The organism is Luteibacter aegosomaticola (assembly GCF_023078475.1).
GTDB lineage: Bacteria > Pseudomonadota > Gammaproteobacteria > Xanthomonadales > Rhodanobacteraceae > Luteibacter > Luteibacter aegosomaticola.
Genome location: NZ_CP095741.1, coordinates 2,418,614 through 2,444,543, shown reverse-complemented (window position 1 = coordinate 2,444,543; position 25,930 = coordinate 2,418,614). Strand labels below are relative to the sequence as shown.

Genomic DNA, 25,930 nt, shown 5'->3' with positions numbered 1-25,930 from the left:
GGCATTGCATATAGCGCCCCTTCCAGCGTTGCGGCACTATGCCCGCACCAAGGGGAGGGGATACATGGAAGCATCGCAAGGTGTAGGCGTGGCCGGTCGCGTGACCGCCAGCGCAGGTTTCCGGCTGGGCGCTCTGACGCTCGCCGTCACTATGGCACTCGGCCTTTCGGCCTGCGGAGGCGGTGGGGGTGGAGGAAACGTCAAGCCCACACAGCCCTCATCGCCCCCTCCCTCGACAGGCGGCACCACGCCGGCGGGGCGCGAGATCGACGTGGCCGCCAATAGCGCCCAGGTCCGTGCGGACGTTCTCGGCGGCACCGATGGCCTGATCAAGGGCGGCACGGGTGTACTGACCCTTTCGGGCACGAATACCTACACCGGTACCACCCAGGTGCAGGCCGGCAGCCTCTATATCGACGGCGACCAGACCGCGGCCACCGGTGCGACGAGCGTGGCCTCTGGCGCAACGCTCGGTGGCAAGGGCATCGTGGGCGGCGCGGTCAGCGTTGCCGATGGCGGCACCCTTGCGCCAGGCAGTTACGGCACGGCCGGCACGCTCGCGATCAACGGAGACCTCAGCCTGGCTTCCGGCGCCACGGTGGCCTACGACGTGGGCGACAGCGTCTGGATCAAGGGCAACCTCACCCTGGACGGCTCGCTCACACTCAACGCTACGTCCAGTGGGCTGCTTGGGCCCGGCGTGACCCGTCTTTTCAATATCGGCGGGAATCTGGTCGATAACGGGCTCACCACGCCCAGCGGCGTGCTCGTGCAGACCGCGATCTCGCACCAGGTCAACCTCGTGAATACACAGGGTATGGCGGTCAGCTTCTGGGATGGCGATGCCGGTCCGAAGAACGACCACGCGATCCAGGGTGGCAACGGGACATGGCAGGGTGGCGCCGCAGGGGCGAACACCAACTGGACCGATGCCAATGGCGCGGCCAATGCGGCCTTCACCAGCGGCGCGTTCGCGGTGTTCCAGGGGGCGCCCGGCACGGTCACGGTGGATGCCAGCAAGGGCGATGTTCATGTCGGCGGCATGCAGTTCGCTGCCAATGGCTATGTTGTCCAGGGTGACGCACTGCATCTCGATGGCAGTGCGAGCGATCCGACGCATTCGGTCATCCGCGTTGGCGATGGCAGCGCGGATGGGGCGGGTTATACGGCCACGATCGATAGCACGCTCACGGGGAATGCGGGTCTCGTCAAGAGCGACGCGGGTACGCTGATCCTTGGAAGCGATAACACCTACGCCGGCGGCACCCTCATTATTGGGGGCACCTTGCAGCTCGGCCATGGCGGGACCACCGGGTCGATCGTGGGCAACGTGATCGACGACGCCATCCTTGCCTTCAACCGCAGCGATGTCGTGACGTTTGGCGGAGCCATCAGCGGTACCGGCGCCTTAACCCAGGCCGGAGAAGGCACGCTCATCCTGGCCGGAAACAACACCTACACCGGTGGCACGACGATCAGCGATGGCACCCTGCAGGTTGGCAATGGCGGCACGAGCGGCTGGATCACCGGCAACATCGTCAATAACCAATACCTGACCTTCAATCGTAGCGACGATGTCGTCTTCGGCGGCACGGTGACCGGCACCGGCGCGCTGACCAAGGATGGCGCCGGAAAGCTCACGCTGACCGGGAGCTTCAGCGAAACCGGCAGCATCACCTACCTTTCGCCGACAACCATCACCGCCGGCACCTTGCAGGTGGGTAACGGCGGCACCACGGGCTCAATCGCGGGCGACATCGAAAACAACGGCGCACTGATCTTCGACCGCAGCGACACGTACCTTTCCACTAGCAACATCCACGGAACGGGCACCGTCACCCAGGCTGGCACCGGCACACTGATCCTGGCCAACTACGTCGGATCCTCGAACTTCTTCATCAACCAGGGCACGGTGCAGGTAGGCAATGGTGCAACGACGGCCGCGATTCTTGGCGATATTGTCAACAATGGCACCTTGATCCTCAACACGGGCCCCGTGGGCACCTATACCGGTACTGCCGGTGTCATTAGCGGCAGTGGCAAGCTGATCAAAACCAATACAGGCGAGTACAGTCTTGACGGCAACAACACCTATACCGGCGGGACGCTGATCAGTGCAGGCACCCTCACGCTTGGCACGGGTGTCAATTCGAATGGCTGGATAGTCGGCGACGTTACTGACAACGGCACGCTCAATTTTCAGCGTAGCGATAATGTGACCTTCACCAACCAGGTCACCGGTAGCGGCGTTGTAGCTCAATCGGGCCGGGGGACGCTGACGTTAACCGGGGACTTTCGGAATACCGGTGGCGTCGAGATCACCACCGGCACGCTGCAAATCGGCGATGGCGGAACGACGGGCTCCCTGGTCGGGAACGTCGTCAATAACGGAACGCTGATCTTCAACCGAAGTGATGATCAGACCTTCGCTAGCAACATCTCTGGCAGCGGCGGGTTTATAAAGCTCGGCAGCAATACGTTGACATACACGGGTTCCAGCACGGCCAGCGGCGGCGGCGCTTTTTATGCTGCGACCTCCGTTACGGATGGCACATTGCGGCTGGCGAGTGGCGCGTCGCTCGGCTTCAGGACGTTAGTCGGTGGTAACCTCGCGCATGCCACGCTGCAGATCGATCGCGGCGCGACCGCTGCCTATATCCTCCTGAACGACGGTGCCACGCTGGATAACGCGGGGCTCGTGCACTTCAACGACCCTTTCAATGCGTTGAGTGGTGGCGCGGCCACGGTGATCAACCACGATGGCGGCATCATTGAGACGGTGCCCGTATTCGGTTACGTCGGCGCCGCGCTCGGCCTGGGCGCCAACAGCACGCTGACCAACACGTCGGGCGCCATCATCCGCGGCGCGGTCGGCGTCGATTCGGGCGGCATCGTCAACAATGACGGCGCCACGATTTCGGGCGTAACTGATGATGGCGTCACTGGCACATTCACCGTTCTCAACAATACCCATGGCGGCATGATCACGTCGGGGTCCGATAATCCGCCGTACAACTTCGCCGTGAGCAATGGCGTGTTTTCGACCGGTGAAAACGTCACGATCAACAACCTGTCCGCCAGCTCCATCATTGGCAAGGGCAAGGGTGTCACGCTGGAAAACGCAGGCACGCTGAATAACGATGGCGGGAGCATCATTTCGGCCGTGACGGGCGTATCGACATACAATTTGTTCGACGCACACGCAGTCTCTACGATCAACAACACGAACGGCGCGAAGATCACCGGATCGAAGACCGGTATCTATCTTACATTCGGCGGCGTGGTCAACAACGGTGCAGGCTCGACGATCGAAACCACGGCTGCGTCGACCGGCGATTGTTCGGTTTCGTTCGCCTGCGCCATTTACGTGCCGGTTTATCCCGGAGTTGGCAGCTGGGGATCCGACGGTAAGTTCACCCTCACTAATGCCGGCACCATCCTCGGCGACGTGCAGATGGACCCGGGCCTCGTCAACGACATTACGCTGGTATCCGGCGGCTCCATCCATGGTGCGCTGAAGATCGGAACTAACGCGCAGTCGTCGCTCACGCTCGATGGCGGCGTGGGTACAACGCAGTCGTATTCCGGCGCTGTGACTGGGGCGACCACCTTCGCCGGCCATCTGGTCAAGAATGGTGGCGGCACATGGATCCTGGACAACAACCCGCTGGGGAATGTCCTTAACACGACGATCAACGCGGGTTCGCTGCGCGCGACGCAGGCCTTGCCAGGGAACGTGACCACGAATGCTGGCGGCACCCTTGATGGCGTCCCCGGGGTCAATGGCAGCCTGACCAACGGCGGCAAGGTCGCGGTACACGGCGGTACGACCACCGTGGGCGGCAATTTCACGCAGACAGCTGGCGGCACGCTGGCGGTGAGTCTCGGCAGCGCGCTCTCGGTAGCCGGCACGGCGAACCTCGCAGGCACGCTAGAAGTTACTGGCGCGGATACGGGCTATACCAGCGACACGCATACCACCGTCCTGACGGCTGCAGGTGGGGTCACCGGCGCCTTCCTACCGTTGGTCGTGGATAGCGGCGTGGTGTTTACATCCCATACGATTCACCAGGACGCCAATAACGTGTGGCTCGATACGACGGGCCTGAATATCACCGCAGCCATGCAAAGTCGCGGCGCTGTGATGACCCGCGCCTCAATGGCTAGTGCCGAGCGCGTGCAGAGCGCCTTTACGCAACTGGATAGCAAGATCGCGACCGGCACGGTTTCCGAGGTGCCGACGGCGTACGTGCAGGCCGCGGGGCAGTTCCAGCAGGCGCCGACCGTCGAGGCTGCGCAGACCTCGCTGCAGAGCCTGTCCGGCCAGCTGCACGCGGCCAGCGCCGCGATGACGTTCGAAGCCATCGATGCCTCCAGCCGCGCATTGTCCGATCACTTCGATGATCTGCTCAGCAAGAAGTCCAGCGTCGGCATGTGGACGAGCAACCTAAGCATGGGCGGTGGCATGGGCCGTACCGGTTACGATGCCGTCGGCTTCCAGCTGAATGGCTGGATGGTCGGTAGCGACCAGCAGATTGGCAGTTCCGGCGTGGCGGGCTTTGCGTTCGGCCAAAGCCAGGGTCAACAGCAGCTCGACCAGAGCTCGGACCACAACCGCAGCCGCAACACCGAGGGCATGATTTACGCCGGTGCGTTCAACGGCAACTGGTACACGCAGGGGCGCGTGGGCTTTGGTCACTTCCAGCAGGATGTGAATCGCCAGTTGTTCCTCGGTGTGAGCGCCCAGGGTGTCGGCACCGAGTACGGCGGCGATTACAGCGTCGCGTACGGCGAGACCGGCCTGAACCTGGATTGGGCCGGCACGCGCATCATCCCGTTCGTCAACGCGGAGTACGCCAATATCCGTCGCGACGGCTTCGCGGAGCAGGGGGCCGGTGGGTTCGGCCTGCAGGCCAACGCGCAAACGCTGGATCGGTGGCAGGCCGGTGCTGGCTTGCGTGCCAGCCGGCATTGGGACTTCGGCGGCGGCCGCGCACTGGATTTCCGGGTGAGCGCGCAATTCGAACGCACGCTGGCGTCGCGTGGCGATGTCTTCGAGGCGAGCTTCGTCGGCCTTCAGCAGTGGCAGCCGCTGGTCGGCGTTGGCCTGTCGCGCTATAGCGGCGTGCTGAACGTAGGGCTGAAGGCCAATCTGTCGGCACGGACATCGCTGGACTTTGGGTACGACTACCAGTCTGGGCAGCGCGATCAGGCGAAGATGGTGTCCGCACGGTGGGTCACGACTTTCTGACGTGACGGCCGCGCGCTGCACGCCGACGTGAGCCGTGCGGGTGATATCCCGCACGGCTCACGTCGAATCACTTCGGCGTGAGGTGATACAGGCCACCGGGCATGGCGTCTTCCACCATCCACAGCGAGCCATCCGGAGCCTCTTCGACATCGCGGATGCGCTTGCCGAGATTCCAGCGCTGGACCGCCGTGGCGCCGCCCTTGTGGTCGAAGGTCACACGGGTGATGCCCATGCTCACCAAGCCGCTAAGCAGCGCGCTGCCATTCCACTTGTTGAACAGGTGGCCCTTGTAGAACATGAGGTTGCCTGGGGCGATCACCGGCACCCAATAGATCACCGGCTTGGCGAGATCCGGACGGGTCTCGGGCTTGGGAATCGGGACGTTGTCGTAGTTCTCGCCATACGAGACGAGCGGCCAGCCGTAGTTCTTGCCGCGCTGGATCAGGTTCAGTTCGTCGCCGCCCTGCGGGCCGTGTTCGAGTTCCCACAGGCGGCCATCCGGCGCGAATGCGAGGCCGTACGGCGTGCGGTGGCCTGTCGTCCAGGTTTCCGACGGCGTGAGGTTGGGGCCGGGGAACGTGTACGTGCTGACCACTGGCGCTGTCTTCGCCGCTTCGGTGTTGGCAGCCGGATCGATCAGCGGAATGCTGCGCGCACCTTCCTTGCCGGCCCACGGATTACCCGGCGCGGGCTTGCCATCCAGCGTCAGGCGGAGAATCTTGCCTTCCGGCTGGTCCGGATCCTGCGCGGGCGTAAAGCGCTGGCGGTCACCCACGGTCAGGAAGAGGTATTTACCATCGGGCGAGAAGGCGATCTGCGCGCCGGCCTGTCCACCCTTGCCGGTAGGCAACTGGCGCCACAACACCTCGAAACCTTCCAGCTTCGCCTCTTTGCCATCGAGCACGAGCTTTCCGCGGCCCATGGCGAGACCGCCGCCGTAGTCGCCCGGCGCCACATAGGTCAGGTAAATGTTGTGATCCGTCGCGTAATGGGGCGACAGGAACACACCCAGCATGCCGTTCTGGCCCTGGAAATAGCTGGCCGGCACGCCCTGGACTTCGGTCTTCTCACCCTGCGGCGTCACCAGCTGGAGGCGGCCGACCTTCTCGGTCACCAGCATGCGGCTGTCGGGCAGGAACGCGATGCGCCAGGGCAGGTCGAAGGTAGCCACTTTCGTGACGTTGAAAGGAATATCGGGGTCCGGTTTCTGGTCGCCCGCATTGGTTTGCGCGTGGGCGACGCTTGTCAGCAGAGCAGCAAGTGCAACTCCGATGGCCAGCTTCTTCATGGGACAGTTCCTTGTGGCTGAGTTAGCCCGTTCATCTTAGTGCCCGGACTGACGATTCAGTGTGATGGTTTCTTTAGATACGTAACCGGCTTCGGCCCGGCATGGGGATTCGGCACATAAAGGCTGCAAAGCGCCGCAACGAGCAGGCTGGCCCCACCCAATCCCAATGCCCAGATAGGCTGGCCGTTAAAGCACAGCCGCAACAACGGGCCGAGAACGCTGGCCGCCAGCACCTGCGGAATGACGATGAAGAAGTTGAAGATACCCATGTAGACGCCCATCTTCGCCGTGGGCACATGGTCGGATAGCAGTGCATAGGGCAGCGACAGGATCGACGCCCATGCGAAGCCGACGCCCAGCATCGAAGCAAGCAACCAGTGCGGGTCACGGATATAGAGGAACGACAGCAGCCCCGCGCCACCAAGGCACAGGTTTATGACATGGCTGATGCGCAGGCCCCACCGGCGGACCATGCATGGGATGACCACGGCGGCCAGGGCACCAAATCCGTTGTAGGCAGCGAACAGTACGCCGACCCAGTTGGCGCCCTCGTTATAGGCGGGGGAGCTGGTGTCGCTGGTGGCGTACAGCGTTTGCGTTACGCCAGCGGTGGTGTAGATCCACATCGCAAACAGGGCGAACCACGAAAACAGCTGCACGCCGGCGAGCCGCCGCATGGAACGGGGCATGCCGTAAAGGTCGCCCATGATGTCGCGTAGCATGCCGCGGCTCCGCGTGTGTGCGAGCCAGGTGAGCAGGAGACCAAACAACACCAGCCCGCCGGCCAACAGGTAAACCTCCCGCTCAAGTGCGAAATACCTTATGGCCAGCAGAACGACAATACCGGCCAGTAGCAGCCATAGGCCGGGTCGGCCGGCGAGCGATACATCTACCGACGTCTCGGCGGGCACGTTGTCGGTGAACGAGCGTAGCTGCGCCGGGGTGTATTCCCGCGTCGAAAGGATGGTCCAGGCCACGGCACCCAACAGCACAGCCCCACCGACGTAGAACGCGTACTTCACCGTATCGGGAATGCCGCCGCCCATCGCTACGTTGCTGACGCCGAATTGCGCCAGGACCCACGGCAGCATGGACGCGACCACCGCCCCCGCGCCGATAAAGAAGCTCTGCATCGCAAAACCGGCGGGGCGCTGCCGCGTCGGCAGCTGATCACCCACCAGGGCGCGGAAGGGTTCCATCGACACATTGATCGAGGCATCCAGGATCCAGAGCAGGCCAGCAGCCATCCACAGTACCGGAGTGTTCGGCATCCAAAGCAGCGCGAGCGAGGCAAACACGGCCCCCGCAAGGAAGTAAGGCCGGCGCCGGCCCAGGCGATTCCAGGTGCGATCGGAGTAATGCCCCACGATCGGCTGCACGATTAGCCCGGTGAGCGGCGCAGCGATCCAGAGGGCCGGAATGTCGTTCAGGTCCGCCCCGAGGGTCTGGAATATCCGGCTGACATTCGCGTTTTGCAGGGCGAGACCGAATTGAAGGCCCACGAAACCGAAGCACATGTTCCATATCTGCCAGAACGACAGCGCGGGTTTCTCTGTCATTGGCAACTGGTTATCCGGGTCATGGGCGCCCCCTCCAGCGACAGTTATCGCATGGCCCAGCGCTTATCGCATGCTGCGCTCGCAGCATGCGCGCGCGTTTTTTATCTGGACGCGGGGGCATTTGGCAAGCGTCATCGCCACGCGGTTGGTAGCCTTCGACCATCCTTGTAAACACGAGGGCTCTGGCCGCATAGTGAATTGAAGGTACGAAGACAGCGGAGATTCCATGCGGGTACGCCTCGAAGATGTGGCGCGAGCGGCGGGCGTATCGCCAAAGACGGTATCGCGCGTGCTCAATGACGAGGCCAACGTGACCGACGCCACGCGCGAGCGCGTGCGTGCCGCCATGGAGGCAATGGACTATCGCCCGAACCCCTCGGCGCGCAGCCTGGCCGGGAACCGCTCGTTTCTGGTCGCCATGCTGTACGACAACAACGACAACCCGTCTTCGACCTACCTGGCCGAGATCCAGGACGGAGTGCTCGAGGCCTGCGACGCCCACCGCTACAGCATGATGGTGCGGCCGCTACGCATGCGCGATAGCGATTTCATTCGCCGCTTCGATACGCTCATTTCCGATCACCATCCCGACGGTGTCGTGCTGACGCCGCCTATCACGGACTACGCGCCGCTGTTGAAGCGCCTGCGCGAACTCAACGTGCCTTACGCCAGCGTATCGCCGCTAAAGCGCGGCAAAACCCTTGGCGTGACGATGGACGAGCAGCGGGCGGCGCGCGCGGTGGTCGAGCATCTGCTCGAGCTCGGCCATCGGCGGATCGCCCATGTCATCGGCATCGCGGATCATGGCGCGAGCCGCTGGCGACTGGCCGGCTATCGCGATGCGATGGCCGCGGCGGGGATCGCCGAGGATCCGGCGCTGGTGGTGCAGGGCGCCTTCACCTTCGGCTCGGGCGTCGAAGCGGCGCGGCAGCTCTTCTCCCTTACCGAGCGGCCGACCGCCGTGTTCGCCGCGAATGACGACATGGCCACCGGCGTCATGTGGGCAGCGGGCGAGTACGGCCTGAAGGTGCCGCACGATCTGTCGGTCTGTGGCTTCGACGACACGCCGCTCTCCCGCCAGTTGTGGCCTGCGCTTACCACCATCCAGCAGCCCAGCCGCGAGATGGGCAAGATCGCCGCCGAACAATTGCTCAGCGAGTTGCGCGGGCAGGGTAGCGGCCAGCTCGTGCAGATTCCTTTCTCCCTGCAGGTTCGCGGGTCCACCGCAGCCGCTCCCTGACGCCTGCGCGGCACCCCGGAACGGGGCGAAGCTCATGTTGCATAGCAAATTGACAGCGCTGTCATTCCTGTCACGATGCGATCCGGAAGCGCGCCGCCGGCGTGCTCGCAGGGAGCTTTGCCGTGCCATTGCCGCTGTCATCGAGCCTGTTTCCGCGACGCCTTTCCCTAACGCTTTCCCTGGCCAGCGCCTTGCTCGTGGCCGCTCCGGCGATGGCGGTCGACAGCGCCGACGTGCATCCCGGGCAATGGCCAAAGGCCCGCTCGCCGCTCCCGGCTGACCCCGCGCTCGAGGCGCGCGTCAAGGCGTTGCTGGCGAAGATGTCCGTCGAGGACAAGGTCGGCCAGATGATCCAGGCCGACATCAAGTACGTGACGCCCGACGATGTGCGCGAATACCGCCCGGGCTCCGTCCTCGCCGGCGGCAACTCGAAGCCACCGGGGCAGCTGTACCCCGTGGCGACCCAGTGGCAAGCCTTGTCAGATGCGTTCTACCGCGCCTCCATGGATACCTCGAAGGGGCGGCTGGCCATCCCGGTGCTGTTCGGCATCGACGCCGTGCATGGTCACAACAATCTCGTGGGGAGCACGCTGTTCCCGCAAAACTCAGGACTGGGCGCCACGCGCGATCCGGCCTTGATCCACGACATCGGCGAAGCCACCGCGCAGGAGCTGCGAGCCAGCGGCATCAGCTGGACGTTCGCACCCACGCTCACGGTGCCGCAGGATCTGCGCTGGGGCCGCTCCTACGAGGGCTATTCGCAGAACCCGGCACTGGTGGCGCAGTACGCGGCCGCGGTGATCAGCGGACTGGAAGGCAAGCCGGGCACGCCGACGTTCCTCGACGCAGGGCATGTCATCGCTACCGCCAAACACTTCCTTGGCGATGGCGGCACCTTCGGCGGCAAGGACCAGGGCGACGCACGCATCAGCGAAGCCACGCTGCGTGATATCCACGGCGCGGGCTATCCGCCGGCGATCAACGCGGGCGTGCAGGTGGTGATGGTCTCGTTCTCCAGCTGGAACGGCGTGAAGATGGCCGGCAACAGGGGCCTGATCACGGGCGTGCTGAAGGAGCGCATGGGCTTCGATGGCATCGTGCTCGGCGACTGGAATGCGCACGGCCAGGTGCCTGGCTGCACCAACGAAGATTGTGCCGCGGCCTATAACGCCGGCATCGACATGCTGGAGGCGCCTGATTCGTGGAAGGGGCTGTACACGAACACGCTCGCCGAGGTGAAGGCCGGCAAGATCCCGATGAGCCGCGTGGACGACGCGGTAATGCGCATCCTGCGGGTGAAAATGCGCCTGGGCACGTTCGAAGCCGGCCTGCCGTCGGCGAATGCGCTCGCTGTCAAATCCGCGGACGTGGTCGGCAGCCCCGCGCACCGCGCCCTCGCACGCCGGGCGGTGCGCGAATCGCTCGTGCTGCTGAAGAACAGCCACGGCACGCTGCCGATCGACCCGCGCAAACACATCCTGGTCGCGGGCGACGGCGCCGACAACATCTCCAAGCAGAACGGCGGCTGGACGCTCACCTGGCAAGGCACGGGCCTCACCAATGCGAACTTCCCGGGCGCCACCTCGATCTGGGCGGGCCTGCGCAAGCAGGTGGAAGCGGCGGGTGGTAGCGCCGAGCTATCGGTCGAGGGTGATTACAAGCAGAAACCCGACGCTGCCATCGTGGTGTTTGGTGAAGACCCGTACGCCGAATTCCAGGGCGACCTGCCGAACCTGGCGTACCGTCCAGGCAACGATCGCGACCTCGAGCTGATCCGCAAGCTGCACGAGCAGGGCGTACCGGTGACCGCGGTGTTCCTGACGGGGCGACCGCTATGGATGAACCGCGAGATCAACGCCGCGGATGCGTTCGTCGTGGCGTGGCTTCCGGGTAGCGAAGGGGAGGGCGTTGCCGATGTGCTGCTGCGCAAACCCGACGGGCAGGTCGCGCACGACTTCCACGGCAAGCTCGCCTACGCGTGGCCACGCAATGCGATACAGGTGCCTGCCGCGCCAGGCCCTCAAGGTCCGCAATTCCCGTTTGGCTTCGGCCTGACTTACGCCGACCGGGGCGCCGCGGGCCGCTTGCCGGAAGATCCCGGTGTCGCGCTGAGCAGTGCGCAGGCCGGCGTTTACTTCACCCGCGGCAAGCCCGCACAGGATTTCGTCGTGCGCCTGACGGGCGCGAACGGTGAAGCGACGAAGGCCACCGCCGCACCGGCCGCTACGGCGGACGGGAGCCTGAGCATGAGTGCGCTCGACTACAAGGCGCAGGAAGACGCGCGCGGTTTCGCCTGGTCGGGCCCCTCGGCGGCCAGGGCCGCCCGGATCGAACTGGTGGCACCGGCACCGCTCGATGTGGACAGGGAAACCAACGGCGATGTGATGCTGGTAGCGACCTTGAAGGTGGATGCTGCCGCCGCGGGAGACGCCTCGACGATCGGCGTCGGTTGTGGCGACGGCTGCAGCGCGCAGGTGTCCATCGGCACTGAGCTCTCCACGCTACCGCGTGGGCAATGGGTGCGCCTGGGCGTGCCGCTGAAGTGCTTCCGCGACGGCGGTGCGAACATGAGCACGCTGGATCGTCCCTTCGAGTGGTCCAGTAAGGCGGGCACGCGGATTGCGATCACCGACGTGTCGCTCAGCACCGTCGCCGACCTGACCGTGAGCTGCCTGAAACAGGCGGCCAAGCCATGAAACCAGCGAGCCGACGGCCACCGCCGTGTCTCGTGTTGCCATGCGTCAAGCATTGCCCGGAATTGCGTTCTATTATCCAGAAATGACAGCGCTGTCATCCGGGTGTTGAGTTGTACCAATGGGGAGTTGGAACACCAAACGTTGATGGGGAGAGGAAGATGAAGCTGCGTCACAAGATGCTGTATGTCGCCATGTCACTCGCGTTTGCACCAGGCACGCTGCTTGCGGCCGAACAGGATGCCAGCGCACAGGATGCGACCGCACAGAGCCATCCGTCGAAGAACCCGGCGGCCACCGAAAAGAAGATCCAGAACCTGGATGCGGTCTCGGTCACCGCCACCAAACGCGAAACGCCGCTGCAGAAAACGCCCGTCGCTGTCACGGCGATCACCGCGGATACGCTCGACAAAGAGCGGATCATGACGGTGCAGGACCTGACCAAGCTGGTCCCTGGCCTGCAAGGCACCTCGCAGGGCGACCACGGCGTGGTGACGCTCACCATGCGCGGCATCGGCAACGACAGCGCGAAGACCGAATACGCCGACCCGGAAGTCGCCACCTTCGTGGACGGCGTGTACGCGCCGCGCGCCGAGGCGGCGTCGGGCCTGCTGCTCGACATGGATGGCGTCGAAACCCTGCGCGGTCCGCAGGGCACGTTGTGGGGGCGTAACTCCACCGCCGGTGCCATCAGCTTCCAGACCGCCAAGCCGGAAATCGGCGCGGGCTTCTACGGCAACGCCCAGGTGGAAGCGGGTAACTACAACCAGACGGGTGCCCGCGCCGCGTTCAACCTGCCCATCAGCGATACGTTCGCGATGCGCGTCGCCGTGGTGCATCAGCAGCACGACGGTTACGTCGATTACCAGAACCCGTCGACCGAGCTGCCCACCGTCGCGCAGCAACAGCAGGCGTACCTCGCATCGCCCATCTCCGGTGGTTCGCTGGCCAACTTCAAGCCGATCGACCCCAGCCAGTACGTGCAGGGCGGCGACAAGTACAGCGCGCAGGATCAGTCCGCCGCGCGCGTCAGCGCCCTGTGGCAGCCCAGCGACACGTTCAAGTGGAACCTCTCGTACGAGTACTTCCGCGACCGCGGCACGCCCAGCCTCAGCCTGATGCAACAGCCGCGCGAAGGGCAGGATTTCTGGTCCGCGCTGATCGATACCGCGCCGTACCTGCATCGCACGTCCAATACGGTGCGCAGCCGCATGGACTGGAACATCAGCGACAGCATGCAGCTCAGCTACATCGCCGGCTATAACCACTATTCCGGCCAGAGCGACTTCGACCAGGACGTCGGTGTGAGCGTGCCTACCAGCTTCACGACCAATGGCGTCTACCAGGACGACCGCACCAACAGTTCCACCTACAAGAACTGGAGCCAGGAAATAAACCTTCGCTCCACCGGTCCACAGACCGTGGACTGGATCGTGGGTGCGTACTACGGCTACGAAGACAACAGCATCCGCTTCGACATCCCCATCATGAACGGTACCCGCTACGGCACCGTGAACTGGCAGGGCTCCTTCATCCAGCCGAAGGAAACGGTGGAGTCGTACGCGCTGTTCGGCCAGGCCACCTGGCATCTGAGCGACCATTGGCGCCTCACGGGCGGCGCGCGCTGGTCGCACGATGACAAGGAGAACAAGGGCGGCATCAACTGGGGTTGGGCTTACGACCCGACCGTGCCGCAGGTGCCGATCTCCCCGGGCGTGTATCCCGATCCGTCGAATGGCTTCTCCATCTCGCAGCGGAACAGCGCCAAGTACAGCAAGGGCAAGCCGACCTGGCTCGTGCGCCTGGACACCGACGTGAGCGATAACGGGCTGCTCTACGCCAGCGTTTCCACTGGCTACAAGTCGGGCGGCACGCAGGATGCCGGCACGCTGTACAAGCCCGAGACGCTGACCAACTATGAAATCGGCAGCAAGTTCACCTTCCTCGATGGCCACATGACGTGGAACTCGGCCATCTACTACGAGAACTTCAAGAACTTCCAGCTTTCCGCGCCCATCGTCTACCCGGACGGCAACCACGGCCTGGGCTTCTCGAACGTGGGCGGCAGCACGAAGGTTTACGGTATCGAGTCGGAGCTGGCGTACCAGCAGACCAATGACCGCTTCAACCTGATCTTTTCGGCCATTCCGAAGAAGGAGCTTGGCAAGCTGGTGTATGCCGGCTCGAACGACTACCAGGGGCTGCCGGCATGCCCGCCTGAGTCGAACCTTGCGAACTGCATGGATGTCACCGGTAACGACCTGCCGCATGCGCCAAACGTGTCGCTCACTGGCATCTATGAGCATGACTTCCATCTTTCCAATGGTGGTCGCCTCACGCCGCGCGTGAGCGTGCAGTACCAGAGCGCGCAGTGGTTGAGCTATTTCAACCTCGGTGATGGTGACAAGCAGAAGGCGTATACGCGTGGCGACCTCTCGCTGCGCTATAGCGAGCCGGGCGACAAGTGGTGGGTCAATGGGTACGTGCAGAACGTGTCCAACGGAAAGATCCGCACCAGCGCCGGGCGCTTCCTGATGTCGGACGGCTCGCTTGAGTACGTGTCGCAGTACCTGGCGCCGCGCACCTACGGCGTGCAGCTGGGCGTCTGGTTCTGATGTGATCCATGGCGGTCTGCGTGAGACGCGGGCCGCCTGACCTTTGCCGTTCTTCGGCGGCGCCCCGGCAGGCGCCGCCATCCCTCCCGTGAATGGCGTCCTTGCCGGGCTTGCGTGCGGCAGCCCGGCGATTTTTTCCGTAGCACTCCGGCCGAGGCACCCCATGGCGCGTTTGAAGAAAGTCTTGATCGTGGGCGGCGGTACCGCTGGCTGGCTCACTGCGTGCTATCTGGCCAAGGCCGTCAACGCCGTCGATCCGCGGAGCGTGCAGGTGCACCTGGTGGAGTCGGCGGACATTGCCACGATCGGAGTGGGGGAGGCTACGTTTCCTTCGATCAGGGGCACGCTATCGGCGATCGGCCTCGATGAACGCCGGTTCCTGATCGGCGCCCACGCGACCTATAAGCAGGGCATTCATTATCGCCACTGGGTCCGGCCGCCGGGCACGCCTGGGGCGGATCATTATTTCCATCCCTTCAACGCGCCCAGCCAGCGGCCGGGTGGTCCCGAATTGCTGCCTTACTGGTTGCTCGGTGCCGCACCCGAGGGCGTCTCGTTCGCGGATGCCGTCTCCATGCAAAGCACGGTGGTCGACCATGCCCGTGCACCCAAGCGGGCACGGGACGGCGACTACCAGGGGCCGATGAATCACGCCTACCACTTCGATGCGGCCTGCTTTGCGCGGGTGCTCTCCGAGCATGCCCAGGAGACGCTCGGCGTCGTTCGGCACGTAGCGACCGTGGAGCGGACCGAGCTGGACGAGCAGGGTGCGATCGCGCGGGTGGTTACGAAGGAGGAGGGCGAGCTCACCGCCGACCTTTATATCGACTGCACGGGTCTGCGCGCCGCGCTCATTGGCGGAGCGATGCACTCACCGTTCCACAGCCGGGCGGACGTGCTGTTCGTCGACCGCGCCGTGGCCTTGCAGGTGCCATACGACCGCCCCGATGCGCCAATTCCTTCGTACACCATCTCTAGCGCGCAGGAGGCTGGCTGGATCTGGGATATCGGCCTGCAGACGCGGCGTGGTACCGGCTACGTGTATTCGTCGCGGCACACCACCGACGAGCGCGCCGAGGAAGTGCTGCGAAGCTACGTGGGCGCGGCGGGCGATGGCCTGAAGCCGGTCAAGGTCAAGTTCGAGGCCGGCTATCGGCCCGAGCCGTGGCGGAAGAACTGCGTGGCCGTGGGGCTTTCAGGCGGCATGGTCGAGCCGCTGGAGTCGACCGGTATCGCACTGATCGAGCTGGCGTCGTACCTCATCACCCATTTACTGCCGGGCGACACAGGCGACATGGAAAGCGCCGCAAGGCATTTCAACGAGATGATGACCGCGAGATACGACCGGATCATCGACTTCATCAAGATGCACTACTGCCTGAGCCAGCGAAGCGATTCGGCATTCTGGGTGGATAACCGTGACGTAACGAGTATTCCGGCAACGCTGCAGGAGAAGCTGGCGAAGTGGAAGCTCCGGCCGCCGCATCGGCTGGATTTCGTGGCGGACTTCGAGATGTTTTTGACTTCGAGCTGGCAGTACATCCTGTATGGGATGGAGTTCGAGACGGACCTCGAGCCCATGCGCAGCGCGTATCCCCACATGGAAGCCGCGCGGCGGGAGTTCGCGATGATCAGGCGGGCGGCCGCCGGGGCGCTGGGGGACCTTCCGGGGCACCGGGAGCTTGTCGAGCAGATGTGTGGCGAGACGGCGCTCGAGAAGTCCGCCTGAGAAAGCGGCATAGACCCTTCGACCAATCGCGCACCGGGCGGGGCGGCGCCAAAATAGGCCGCCTTCCACCTGAGTGCGATCCATGCGCACCGTATTGATGTGCCACGCCGAAGATGCGTTCGACCGCCAGGGCCTTGCGGCCTGGCTGGCGTCGTTTTCGGACCTGGCTGGCCTGATCCTTATTGAGGAGACCGGCGAGCAGAAGCGCGCGCGGGTTCGCCGTGAACTCAAGCGCGTGGGGCCGCTGCGCTTCCTCGATGTGCTGGCGATGCGGTTTTACTACCGCTTCCGGCTCGCAGCCGCCGACCGCGCCTGGATGGATGAGAGCCTGGCGGGGCTTCGCGCCCGCTTCGGCGACGTGGCTGGGGTGCCCGAGCTTCGCGTTTCCAACGGCAACGCCCCGGAAGTAGCCACGTTCCTGGCCAGCTGCAACGCCGACCTGATGATCGCCCGCAGCAAGCAGCTCCTGTCGAAGCGGATCTTCCGTATTCCCCGGCATGGCTGCCTGGTCATGCACCCCGGCATTTGCCCCGAATACCGAAATGCCCACGGCTGCTTCTGGGCCCTGGCCGAGCGCGACCTCGACCGCGTGGGATTGACCCTGCTGCGCATCGATGCCGGCGTGGACACCGGGCCGGTCTATGGCTATTTCACCTATGCCTTCGACGAGGCCAGCGAGTCCCATGTCCGGGTGCAGTACCGCGTGGTTCTCGAGAATCTGGACGCCCTCGCTCAGCGCATGCGGGACATCGTGGACGGGGTGGCACGGCCGCTCGACGTCGCGGGCCGCCAGAGCGGCGTGTGGGGCCAGCCCTGGCTCAGCCGCTACCTGCGCTGGAAACGGGCGGCGCTCGATAAACGTCCCGCTGAGGTGGCCGCCGAATGAGCCTTGCCACGCTCATGTACCACGATGTCGTGGCCGCCGGTCAGTGGGACGACAGTGGCTTCCCGGGTAGCGCGGCAGCCCACTACAAGCTCGATACCGCGAATTTCCTCGCCCATCTGGACGGCCTGTGCGCCGGTAACGTTCTGTTCGCCGACCCGGATGCTGTGGCTGGCGGGCGATACGAGGGTTGCCTGCTGACGTACGACGACGGTGGTGCGAGCGCCTTGTCTGCTGGCGAAGCCATGCGCCAGCGTGGCGTTCGCGGCTGCTTCTTCATTACCACTGCCCGCATCGATACACCCGGATTCGTCAGCGCACAGGACTTGCGCGCCCTGCGCCGGGACGGCCACCTGATCGGCAGCCACTCGCATACGCATCCGTCGAACATCTCCCAACTCGATGCGAGCGCGTTGCACGAGGAGTGGCGGCGAAGCGTGGATACCCTTGAGCAGGTGCTCGGTGAAAAGGTCCACACCGCGTCTGTGCCGGGCGGCTTCATGTCGACGGCCGTGTTGCGCGCCGCGGAGGCCGCCGGCATACGCACCTTGTTCACTTCGGAACCGACCACGCGCGCATGGCATAGCGACCGCTGTGCGGTGCTGGGCCGTTACGCGTTGCTGCGGGAGTCATCGCCGGCGATGGCGGTCGCACTGGCCAGCGGGCAGGGCGGGGCACGGCTGAAACAGTGGGCCGCCTGGAACGTCAAGAAGCCGCTTAAGCGCTGGGCCGGGCCGGCTTATCGCTTTGCCCGCGCGCGGTTGTTACACGAGCGCCTGCCAGCGCCGTGAACTTCGGTCGCGACCCGCCTGAGGCAGGTCGCGACCGGGTGACTCACTTCGCGCCGATACGGTTGGCCATGCGGGCCACCCAGCGGTACATGAAGAGCACGATCAGCGCGAACACGATGCCGCCGAGCCACTGCGCCTTCTCGCCGAAGTCTTCGCCGACCAGTGCCAGAGGTGCCTGCAGGTTGCTGAAACCCAGCTTGTCGGCGAACGCCACGATCGCGGCAATCAGCACACCGATGATGCTCTCGCCCACGATCAGTCCCGATGCCAGCAGCACGCCCAGCTGCTTGGTGCTTTCCGGGCGAGCCGAGCGATCGGCGCGACGATCGAAGTACCAGCCGACCACCGAGCCCACCACGACCATCAACGTGCTCACGGTCGGCAGGTAAATGCCCAGGCCGACAGCCAGCGGCGGCATGCGCGCATGCTTGGTCGTACGCGCCAGGATCTCGTCGATGGCGATGATGACGATGCCGATCCCGACGCCGATTTCGATCAGGCTCCAGTCGATATTGCCGGTGATCACGCCCTGGGCCAGTGCGGAGATCAGGCCAGCCTGCGGCGCCGGCAGCGCATGCGCACCCGCGCCCGCCACACCGACGAAACCGTAGGCCTTGTTGATCAGGTCCAGCACCGGCGGGATGACCGCCGCACCTGCGACCACACCCACCACCAGCGCGACCTGCTGACGCCACGGCGTGGCATCCACCAGCTGGCCGGTCTTCAGATCCTGCAGGTTGTTGTTGGCGATCGCGGCCACGGTGAACACCACGGAGGTGATGAACAGCGCGAACGCCACCAGCGCCTTGCCTTCCTCGGCGCTGACATACGGCTTCACGAAGGCCACCAGCAGCAACGCGGCGGCAATCACCACGAGAATGCCCACGCCCGAAAGCGGGCTGTTCGACGAGCCGATCAGGCCCGCCATGTAGCCGCACACCGTCGAAACGAAGAAGCCCATCAGCACCACGAACGCAACGCCGCCGATGGCCAGCACGCCCACATGGGCACCCAGGCCGGCCGAATTGCCGAAGTAGCCAAGCAGCCACGCGATCGGAACAAAACAGGCAAGGGTGACGAGACCGACGATACCGATCGGGATGTCACGCTCGGTGCGCGGCAGCGTGTGGGCTTCACCCGCCTTGCGCACCTTGGCGGCCGCCATAGCCGAGGTGAGACCGGTGATCACCGGCTTCACCAGCTTGGCGAGGGTCCAGATCGCCGACACGCCGATCGCGCCGGCACCGACGAAGCGCACCTTATGGCTCCAGGTGGCGTTGGCCAGGTCGGAGACCGGCTGCGACAGATCGCCGAGCAGGGAGAAGTGCGGCACGCCCCAGCCCCAGCCGATGATCGCGCCGATGAGCATCGCGATACCCACCGAGATGCCGACCAGGTGGCCGATGGCGAACAAGGCGAAGGAAAGGCTGAAGTCGAAGCCGCTGACCGCGCCCTTGTCGTTGACGCGGAAGTAGCGCACGAAGTCGCTGGCGAACACCTGCGTCGCGACGATCACGGCAAACACGGCCGAGACGATCGAGCCCCACAGCACGGCCAGCAGGCCGGCACGGCTTTCCTGCTCGCTGCTGGCATCGGCCTCGTCGCCACTACCCACCTTCAGCACTTCAGCGCAGGCGAGGCCTTCGGGATAGGGCAGGTCGGAGTTGGTGACCAGCGCGCGGCGCAGGGGGATGGAATACATCACGCCCAGGATGCCGCCCAGCGCGCATACGGCGAAAGAGGTCCAGAACGGGAAGTCCGCCCACCAGCCGATCATGATCATGCCGGGCAGGACGAAGATGATGGAAGACAGGGTGCCCGCCGCCGAAGCGATGGTCTGCACCACGTTGTTTTCCTGGATGGTGGAATCCTTGAATCCGCGCAGCAGGGCCATGGAAATGACGGCTGCGGGGATCGAGGTGGCGAAGGTCAGGCCGGCCTTCAGGCCGAAGAACACGTTGGCGGCGGTGAACACCACGGTGATGATCACGCCCAGGATCAGACCGCGGACGGTCAGCTCCTTGCGGTTTTCGGTCTGTGGTCCGGTCATGTAGGGGTTCCCTGGTGTGCGCCCCGCTTCGAATGGCGGGCTAGAGCCGTAGGGTTGCCGGATTCGGCCGGAATCGCAACGGGTTGACAGGGGAGGGGCCTTCGGACGGCAGGGCGGGCGCCCGCTTGCCGCTGGGGCGGGGCCAGCGGTGCACCTATCCGGAAGCGGGCTCTTCCCGGCCGCGGGAAACTCGTGCATCTTCGCGCTGTAGCGGACGGCCGGCCTTTAGCCGCCGCCCGCCGTCCGGACTAGCCGAGCACTTCATCAGGAGCAGGACCTCATGACGAAAACACTCCGTAAGGCCCTGTTCGTTGCGACCAGTCTTTTCCTGTCCAGTGCGGCTTGCAGTAGCGAGCTGCCCGGCAAGTGGATCCTGACCGTCGAGAACCCTGACCACGTCGTCGTTACGACACTCAAGGTCGAGTTTACGGACAAGCAGGCAAGATCCTGCATGAGTGGCGAGTGGAAGGTCGTCAAGGTCGTCTCGGTGAAGACGCAGGACAAGGCCTTCTTCCCAAGCTCAGATCACCTTTCCTATAGCATCGAAGACAACCAGCTAACGATTGGCCGAAACGAGTTGTGCGATGCATACCTCTGGTTGCGCGGTCCGCTGGGGGATTCTTCGGTCAAGGGCGACTATTACACCTTCGGGCTGGGGTCCGGCTCAAAACTCGGGTACTTCGATTTGAGTAAAACGAAGTGAAGCGCACATAAGGGACGACGAGATGCGAATTCCAGGGCTAGGCGAAGTAACGAAGGACGACGGTGTCGGTGGCTACGTTAGCGACGAACTGCCCGTCAAAGTCTTCCGAGGGGAAGCATGCCGACTCATCCTTGAGGAATACGACGACGCTGACAAGGATGCCTTCCATGAAGCGGTAGACAACCTATTGCGCGCTGACGAAAGCGTCTTATTGGCCGCTTCTTCGGCGGTTTTCATGTACTACGAACAGATTAGGCAGTACCTCTCGCCGAGCGAAATGGCGCTGCTGGATATCCGCGTTCCGGATGACGTGTGGAACTATGTCCAGTTCGGCAAGGACATCTACATCATCCGAAGGAGTCGTGGCGACCATCGCGTGTATGCATCGATCGAGTGCGAATGCGCCTGGGAGGTCGAGCACGGTCTTCAAATTGTTCTTAGAGATGGGCGCTCGATAACGAAGGTCGGGCCATTTGACGGGCACCTCACGTACTCTGACGCGTTCGGTCGAAGTGATATGGAAGACGTTATCTACCCCGCGTGGTAGCTCGCGGTAACGTTCGACGCCTTCGAACGTCTGCATCCGGGGCGACAAACGTCCAGGGGCTCACTCACACGTAATCTCATCCCGCGGACGCCATCCCGGCGCCCCACTGACAGGAGATGCTTCGATGGTACGTTTGCTCGCTCCGCGATCCATGGCCCGACTGCTTGCCGCCGCCGTTTTGTTTGCCGGCGCTAGCGCACCCGCCCTGGCCGATGTGACCCCGCTGCCCGCTTCGTTCCATACCGAAGATATTGCTTCCAACGGCGCCACCATCCACGTGCGCGTCGGCGGCCACGGGCCGGGCGTGGTCCTGCTGCACGGATTCGGCGATACGGGCGACATGTGGGCACCCCTCGCCATCGATCTGGCCAAGGACCACACCGTGGTCATCCCCGACCTGCGCGGCATGGGTCTCTCGTCCCACCCCGATGGCGGGTACGACAAGAAGAACCAGGCAGCCGACGTACGTGGCGTGCTGACCAAACTGGGCGTCGATAATGCCGTGGTGGTTGGCCATGACATCGGCACCATGGTGGCCTACGCCTACGCGGCGCGGTACCCCGACAAGACGACGAAGCTGGTGGTGATGGACGCCCCGGTGCCGGGCATCCCGCCGTGGAACGACATCGTCCGTTCGCCGTTGCTGTGGCATTTCGACTTCGGCGGCCCGGATATGGAACGCCTGGTGGCCGGGCGTGAGCGCATTTACCTGGATCGGTTCTGGAACGAGTTCGCCGGCACGCCCTCGAAGGTCGATGAGGGTACCCGCCAGCATTACGCTGCCCTTTATGCCCGCCCGGGTGCCATGCACTCGGCTTTCGCGCAGTTCCGCGCCATCCGTACGGATGCCGTTGATAACGCGGACGCCGGCTCGCACAAGCTGACGATGCCGGTGCTTGCGATTGGCGGCGGGAAATCGTTCGGGGAAAACGAGGCGATCGTCATGCGCAATGCCGCGGATCATGTGACTGGCCTGGTGGTTCCGGAGTCCGGGCACTGGCTGATGGAAGAGGCGCCGGCTGTGACCATTCACGCTATTCGCGAGTTTATCGAGGGTAAGCCTGTAACCGGAGCCCTCGCGAACTGATCCAACGGAGTAAGCTCGTCAGCTATAAGGAGCCCCATGAAAACGATGTCCGTTCTTTTCTGCGCGGCCAGCGCAGTGGCGATGGTCGCCAGCGTGTCGGCTGAAACACCGGCCGTTCCGACCACCCAGGCCGTCAAGCAAACGCTCGACGCTAGCGCCGCCGCCTGGTCTTCGGGTGATCTGAAGACCTTCATGGGCTGCTACGAGAACTCGCCCAACACACGTTTCGTGGGGGCGAACGGCATCGTCGTGGGCTACGACGCGATCGAGACCATGTATGCGGCGACCTATAAGAAGCCGGGTGCCAGCCTTGGGAAGCTGACGCTGGATGTGGTCGACGTGAAAGACCTCGGCTCGCAATACGCGTTCGTGATTGCCCGTTTCCACCTCAAGCCCGATACCGGTGCCGAGGTCACGGGTCTCTCGACGCTGCTATTCCATAAGGTCGGCGGCCGCTGGTTGATCAATAGCGACCACAGCTCCTGATCTTTTGACCCCTGCCGCGGGGCAGGGGTGCCATAAGTCATGCCAACGCTCCGCCGGCCCGGCGCATCCATTATGGATCGTCGAGCCGGGGGAGCTGTTGAAGTGCTTACCTATAATGGACAGGTGGCCCTGCACAACATCAGGCGGAGCAAGGTCCTTTCCTCGCTCATGGTGTTGGCCATATCGATAGGTATTGGCGCGAGCATGACCACGCTCGCGGTGATGCGGCTGCTTTCAGCCGATCCGCTGCCGGGGCGAAGCCAGCATATTTTCTATCCGCAGGTCGACGTGAATCCGGATTCGAAGGGCAGGGAGCCTCTCGATGTGATGGATTACAAGACGGCTTTCGATCTTTGGTCGGCTAAGCGGGCATCACAACAGGCCCTGGTGGCCAGTTATCACGCGAAGCTTCGTGCGCCGGAATCGACGCTGCCGCCGATGATGGTCTCAGTGACCTCGACCACGGCGGATTTCTTCGCGATGTTCGCGGTGCCGTTCCAGTACGGGAGAGCCTGGAGCGCCGATGATGACGCTGCACGAGCGCGTGGCATCGTTATTTCCTCGGAGCTTAACCGGAAGATCTTTGGCGGGGCGAATAGCGTGGGGCGCAGCCTGCGTATCGGTGATGCTGACCTGCGCATCGTGGGCGTATTGGCGCCCTGGCGGCCGTCGCCGCTTTACTACAAGGTGCGCGGTGGCCGATTCTCGAGCGGTGACACGGCTTATCTTTATTCGAAGGTCGACGACGTCTTTATGCCGTTTTCTTCGAGCCTCGATGTGAGCAAGGGGAGCTTTGAGCCGTTCACTTGCTGGGGGACCATTGCCACGCCTGGTGACCTTGTTGCATCACCGTGTGCGTGGCTCGCGCTGTGGGTGCGGCTGGATGACCAGGCAGCAGTCGATCGTTATCGCGCCTTCCTGCAGGGATATGCCGACCAGCAACGCCTCGCGGGTCGGATCAAGTTCTCCGATAACGTCCGCCTGCGCAACCTCGTCGAATGGCTCGATTTCAACCAGGTCGTCCCAAGCGATGTGAAGCTTCAGACCTTGCTTGCCTTTGCCTTCCTGCTGATCTGCATCTCGAACGTCGTCGGCCTTTTGCTCGCGAAATTCATGCGCTACGGCGCGGAAATCGGCCTTCGCCGCGCGCTCGGCGCCACCCGGCGCGACATCCTCATGCAATGCCTTTCGGAGGCCGCGACCATCGGCGCGCTAGGCGGTGGGGGAGGGTTGGTGTTGACCTTGTGCGGACTGGCTTTGGTGCGCAGGCAGCAGGTGGAATACGCCGACCTAGCCCACCTCGATGTGACGACACTGCTTATCACCATGGGTCTTTCCGTAGCGGCCAGCTTGTTGGCCGGCGTGATACCCGCCGTGCGGGCCAGCCTGACCCCGACCGCACTCCAGCTGAAGCTGATCTAGGGATCTTGCCATGCAGGTACGCCTCGTTCTTGTCGCGCTACGAAAGCACCGGCTTTCCGCGTTTCTCCTGGCGATGCAGGTTTGCCTGTCGTGCGCCGTGTTCTGTAATGCCTCGTTGTTGATTGCCCAGCGCTACAAGGCGATGCACCTGAATTCAGGCATCGATGAGTCGTCGCTTGCGGTGGTCAAGTTGTCGGGGATTGATCCGGATCGCGTGGCTGACGTTAATGCGCGGGCGCTCGATGCCATTCGGCGGGTGCCCGGTGTAACGGCCGCCAGCGTGGTCTCCGAGGTTCCCTTTGGCGACTCACCGGCCCGCGGCGGCGTCACCCTGGATGCGGAGCATCATCAGTCCGCCGGCGTTATCGACTTTTACATGGGGGATCGGCAGGCCATTGGGTCGCTCGGCCTGCATTTGGTTGCCGGTAGCTTGCCTGGGCCTGACGATTACGCGCCGATTACCGACTTTGTCCCGTCGAACCCGCCCGTGCTGATCACCCGAGTGCTCGCCGAGCATTTCTGGCCGGGAGAAAATCCGCTCGGGAAGCGATTCTGGGGGATGGAAACGTCATTCACCGTCGTGGGCGTCATCGACCACCTGTCGGTCGCCACGCCCGGAGGCGGCGAGGCCAAGGATCCGGACTGGTCGGTGTTCGTCCCGACCCAGCCCGGGCCAAAGCTCTTGGGCACGTATCTCTTGAAAGCCGATCCGGCGAGGCTAGGGCAGGTGGCGGCCGAAGCGGTTCGAGCGGCCCAGGCCGCCATCCCTGACGCCGTCGTCGATGTGGACCGGAGCGCCACGCTGCCCGAGCTTCGCCACCGGTACTTCGAAAGCACCCGCGTCATGATCGGGCTGCTGTTCGCCGTCATCGTGACGTTGCTAGGAACCACGGCCCTGGGCATCGTCGGGCTAGCCAGCTTCTGGGTCGCCCAGCGCAAGCGCCATGTGGGGACCCGGCGGGCGCTCGGGGCCACCAGCCGGGACATCTTCCGGTATTTCCAGATCGAGAATGCGCTGATCGTCGGGGGTGGCGTTCTGGCGGGACTGGTGCTGGCCTATGTCGTTAACCAGCAATTGATGCAGCGGTATGAGATTCCGCGCTTGCCGGTGAGGTACGTCGGCCTGGCGGCGGTGTCGCTACTGGTATTGGGCCAGCTGGCGGTGTTCGTGCCGGCCCGGCGTGCCGCGGCTATCAGCCCGATGGAGGCCGTGAGGCAGGGCTGAGAGATACCGGGTCAGGTCATGCCAAGCTTGTTGCAGACGTAGAACGTGACCCACAACAAGCCCGCGAGCAGCGGCAAGAAGATCGCCGCCCACAGGCCGGCCATGCGCATCACCGCGCGCCGCTCAACCTGCCGGCCCAGCTTTCCCTGGTCGTAATGCCACTTGATGGCCAGGAACATGCCGATGCCGAACACGATGACTTTAAAGGTAATAAAGAGTACAGGGACCCAATCCATCTACTTTTCCAGGCGTTTACGTGGCACGTCGCTCTGGAGCAAATGCTAGCTAGAAACAAGGTCCATACAATCGGGGCAAATTGTCTCAGTGGGCTAGCTCTCTCGATATTGCTCCGAGCTACCGC

17 protein-coding genes are annotated in these 25,930 nt (G+C 63.9%); 13 read left to right on the top strand and 4 right to left on the bottom strand.

All coding sequences use genetic code 11. The features are described 5' to 3' along the window. Nucleotides 1-64 precede the first annotated feature (64 nt). Nucleotides 65-5,251 carry an autotransporter domain-containing protein gene (locus L2Y96_RS10635; protein WP_247336635.1) on the top strand — a complete coding sequence of 1,729 codons (5,187 nt, stop codon included), beginning with the start codon at nt 65-67 and terminating at the stop codon, nt 5,249-5,251. Between the two features lie 67 nt (nt 5,252-5,318). Here the strand turns inward: L2Y96_RS10635 and L2Y96_RS10630 are convergent, their stop codons facing one another. After that, nucleotides 5,319-6,539, bottom strand: a complete 1,221-nt coding sequence (locus L2Y96_RS10630) for a PQQ-dependent sugar dehydrogenase (RefSeq protein WP_247336632.1) — start codon at nt 6,537-6,539, stop codon at nt 5,319-5,321. A 56-nt stretch (nt 6,540-6,595) separates the two neighbouring features. After that, a complete protein-coding gene (locus L2Y96_RS10625) occupies nt 6,596-8,098 on the bottom strand; it encodes an MFS transporter (protein ID WP_247336629.1) in 1,503 nt (500 codons plus the stop codon). A 226-nt stretch (nt 8,099-8,324) separates the two neighbouring features. Between L2Y96_RS10625 and L2Y96_RS10620 the strand changes: the two genes are divergently transcribed. The 6 genes from L2Y96_RS10620 (at nt 8,325) to L2Y96_RS10595 (ending at nt 18,049) form a co-directional block, all read left to right on the top strand. Next, on the top strand, nt 8,325-9,338 hold the full coding sequence (locus L2Y96_RS10620; RefSeq protein ID WP_247336627.1) for a LacI family DNA-binding transcriptional regulator: 1,014 nt from the start codon (nt 8,325-8,327) through the stop codon (nt 9,336-9,338). A gap of 212 nt (nt 9,339-9,550) precedes the next feature. Next, a complete protein-coding gene (locus L2Y96_RS10615; RefSeq protein ID WP_247337009.1) occupies nt 9,551-12,034 on the top strand; it encodes a glycoside hydrolase family 3 protein in 2,484 nt (827 codons plus the stop codon). A 158-nt stretch (nt 12,035-12,192) separates the two neighbouring features. Continuing rightward, the gene (locus tag L2Y96_RS10610) at nt 12,193-14,646 is read left to right on the top strand and encodes a TonB-dependent receptor (RefSeq protein WP_247336624.1); all 2,454 of its coding nucleotides are present in this window, start codon (nt 12,193-12,195) and stop codon (nt 14,644-14,646) included. A 190-nt stretch (nt 14,647-14,836) separates the two neighbouring features. Beyond that, nucleotides 14,837-16,375, top strand: a complete 1,539-nt coding sequence (locus L2Y96_RS10605; RefSeq protein ID WP_247336622.1) for a tryptophan halogenase family protein — start codon at nt 14,837-14,839, stop codon at nt 16,373-16,375. Nucleotides 16,376-16,457: 82 nt separating this feature from the next. Next, nucleotides 16,458-17,261 carry a formyltransferase family protein gene (locus tag L2Y96_RS10600; protein ID WP_247336619.1) on the top strand — a complete coding sequence of 268 codons (804 nt, stop codon included), beginning with the start codon at nt 16,458-16,460 and terminating at the stop codon, nt 17,259-17,261. Continuing rightward, entirely contained in the window at nt 17,258-18,049 is a 792-nt protein-coding gene (locus tag L2Y96_RS10595; protein WP_247336616.1) for a polysaccharide deacetylase family protein, read from the top strand. The genes L2Y96_RS10600 and L2Y96_RS10595 overlap by 4 nt, the downstream gene beginning before the upstream one ends. Nucleotides 18,050-18,092: 43 nt before the next feature. On the opposite strand, the gene L2Y96_RS10590 is transcribed toward L2Y96_RS10595, so the two are convergent. Continuing rightward, entirely contained in the window at nt 18,093-20,099 is a 2,007-nt protein-coding gene (locus tag L2Y96_RS10590) for an OPT family oligopeptide transporter (RefSeq protein ID WP_247336615.1), read from the bottom strand. Nucleotides 20,100-20,379: 280 nt separating this feature from the next. Between L2Y96_RS10590 and L2Y96_RS10585 the strand changes: the two genes are divergently transcribed. The 6 genes from L2Y96_RS10585 to L2Y96_RS10560 all read left to right on the top strand — a co-directional run bounded on the left by L2Y96_RS10585 (nt 20,380) and on the right by L2Y96_RS10560 (nt 25,569). Further along, on the top strand, nt 20,380-20,802 hold the full coding sequence (locus L2Y96_RS10585) for a hypothetical protein (RefSeq protein ID WP_247336613.1): 423 nt from the start codon (nt 20,380-20,382) through the stop codon (nt 20,800-20,802). A gap of 22 nt (nt 20,803-20,824) precedes the next feature. Further along, nucleotides 20,825-21,349, top strand: coding sequence for a DUF6985 domain-containing protein (locus tag L2Y96_RS10580; RefSeq protein WP_247336610.1), 525 nt, complete (start codon nt 20,825-20,827; stop codon nt 21,347-21,349). 151 nt (nt 21,350-21,500) lie between these two features. Then, on the top strand, nt 21,501-22,436 hold the full coding sequence (locus L2Y96_RS10575) for an alpha/beta fold hydrolase (protein WP_247336608.1): 936 nt from the start codon (nt 21,501-21,503) through the stop codon (nt 22,434-22,436). A gap of 36 nt (nt 22,437-22,472) precedes the next feature. After that, on the top strand, nt 22,473-22,922 hold the full coding sequence (locus L2Y96_RS10570) for a YybH family protein (RefSeq protein WP_247336606.1): 450 nt from the start codon (nt 22,473-22,475) through the stop codon (nt 22,920-22,922). A 204-nt stretch (nt 22,923-23,126) separates the two neighbouring features. Continuing rightward, on the top strand, nt 23,127-24,344 hold the full coding sequence (locus L2Y96_RS10565) for an ABC transporter permease (protein WP_425492608.1): 1,218 nt from the start codon (nt 23,127-23,129) through the stop codon (nt 24,342-24,344). A gap of 10 nt (nt 24,345-24,354) precedes the next feature. Continuing rightward, entirely contained in the window at nt 24,355-25,569 is a 1,215-nt protein-coding gene (locus tag L2Y96_RS10560; protein WP_247336603.1) for an ABC transporter permease, read from the top strand. Nucleotides 25,570-25,580: 11 nt separating this feature from the next. On the opposite strand, the gene L2Y96_RS10555 is transcribed toward L2Y96_RS10560, so the two are convergent. Beyond that, a complete protein-coding gene (locus L2Y96_RS10555; protein WP_247336601.1) occupies nt 25,581-25,805 on the bottom strand; it encodes a hypothetical protein in 225 nt (74 codons plus the stop codon). Nucleotides 25,806-25,930 lie beyond the last annotated feature (125 nt).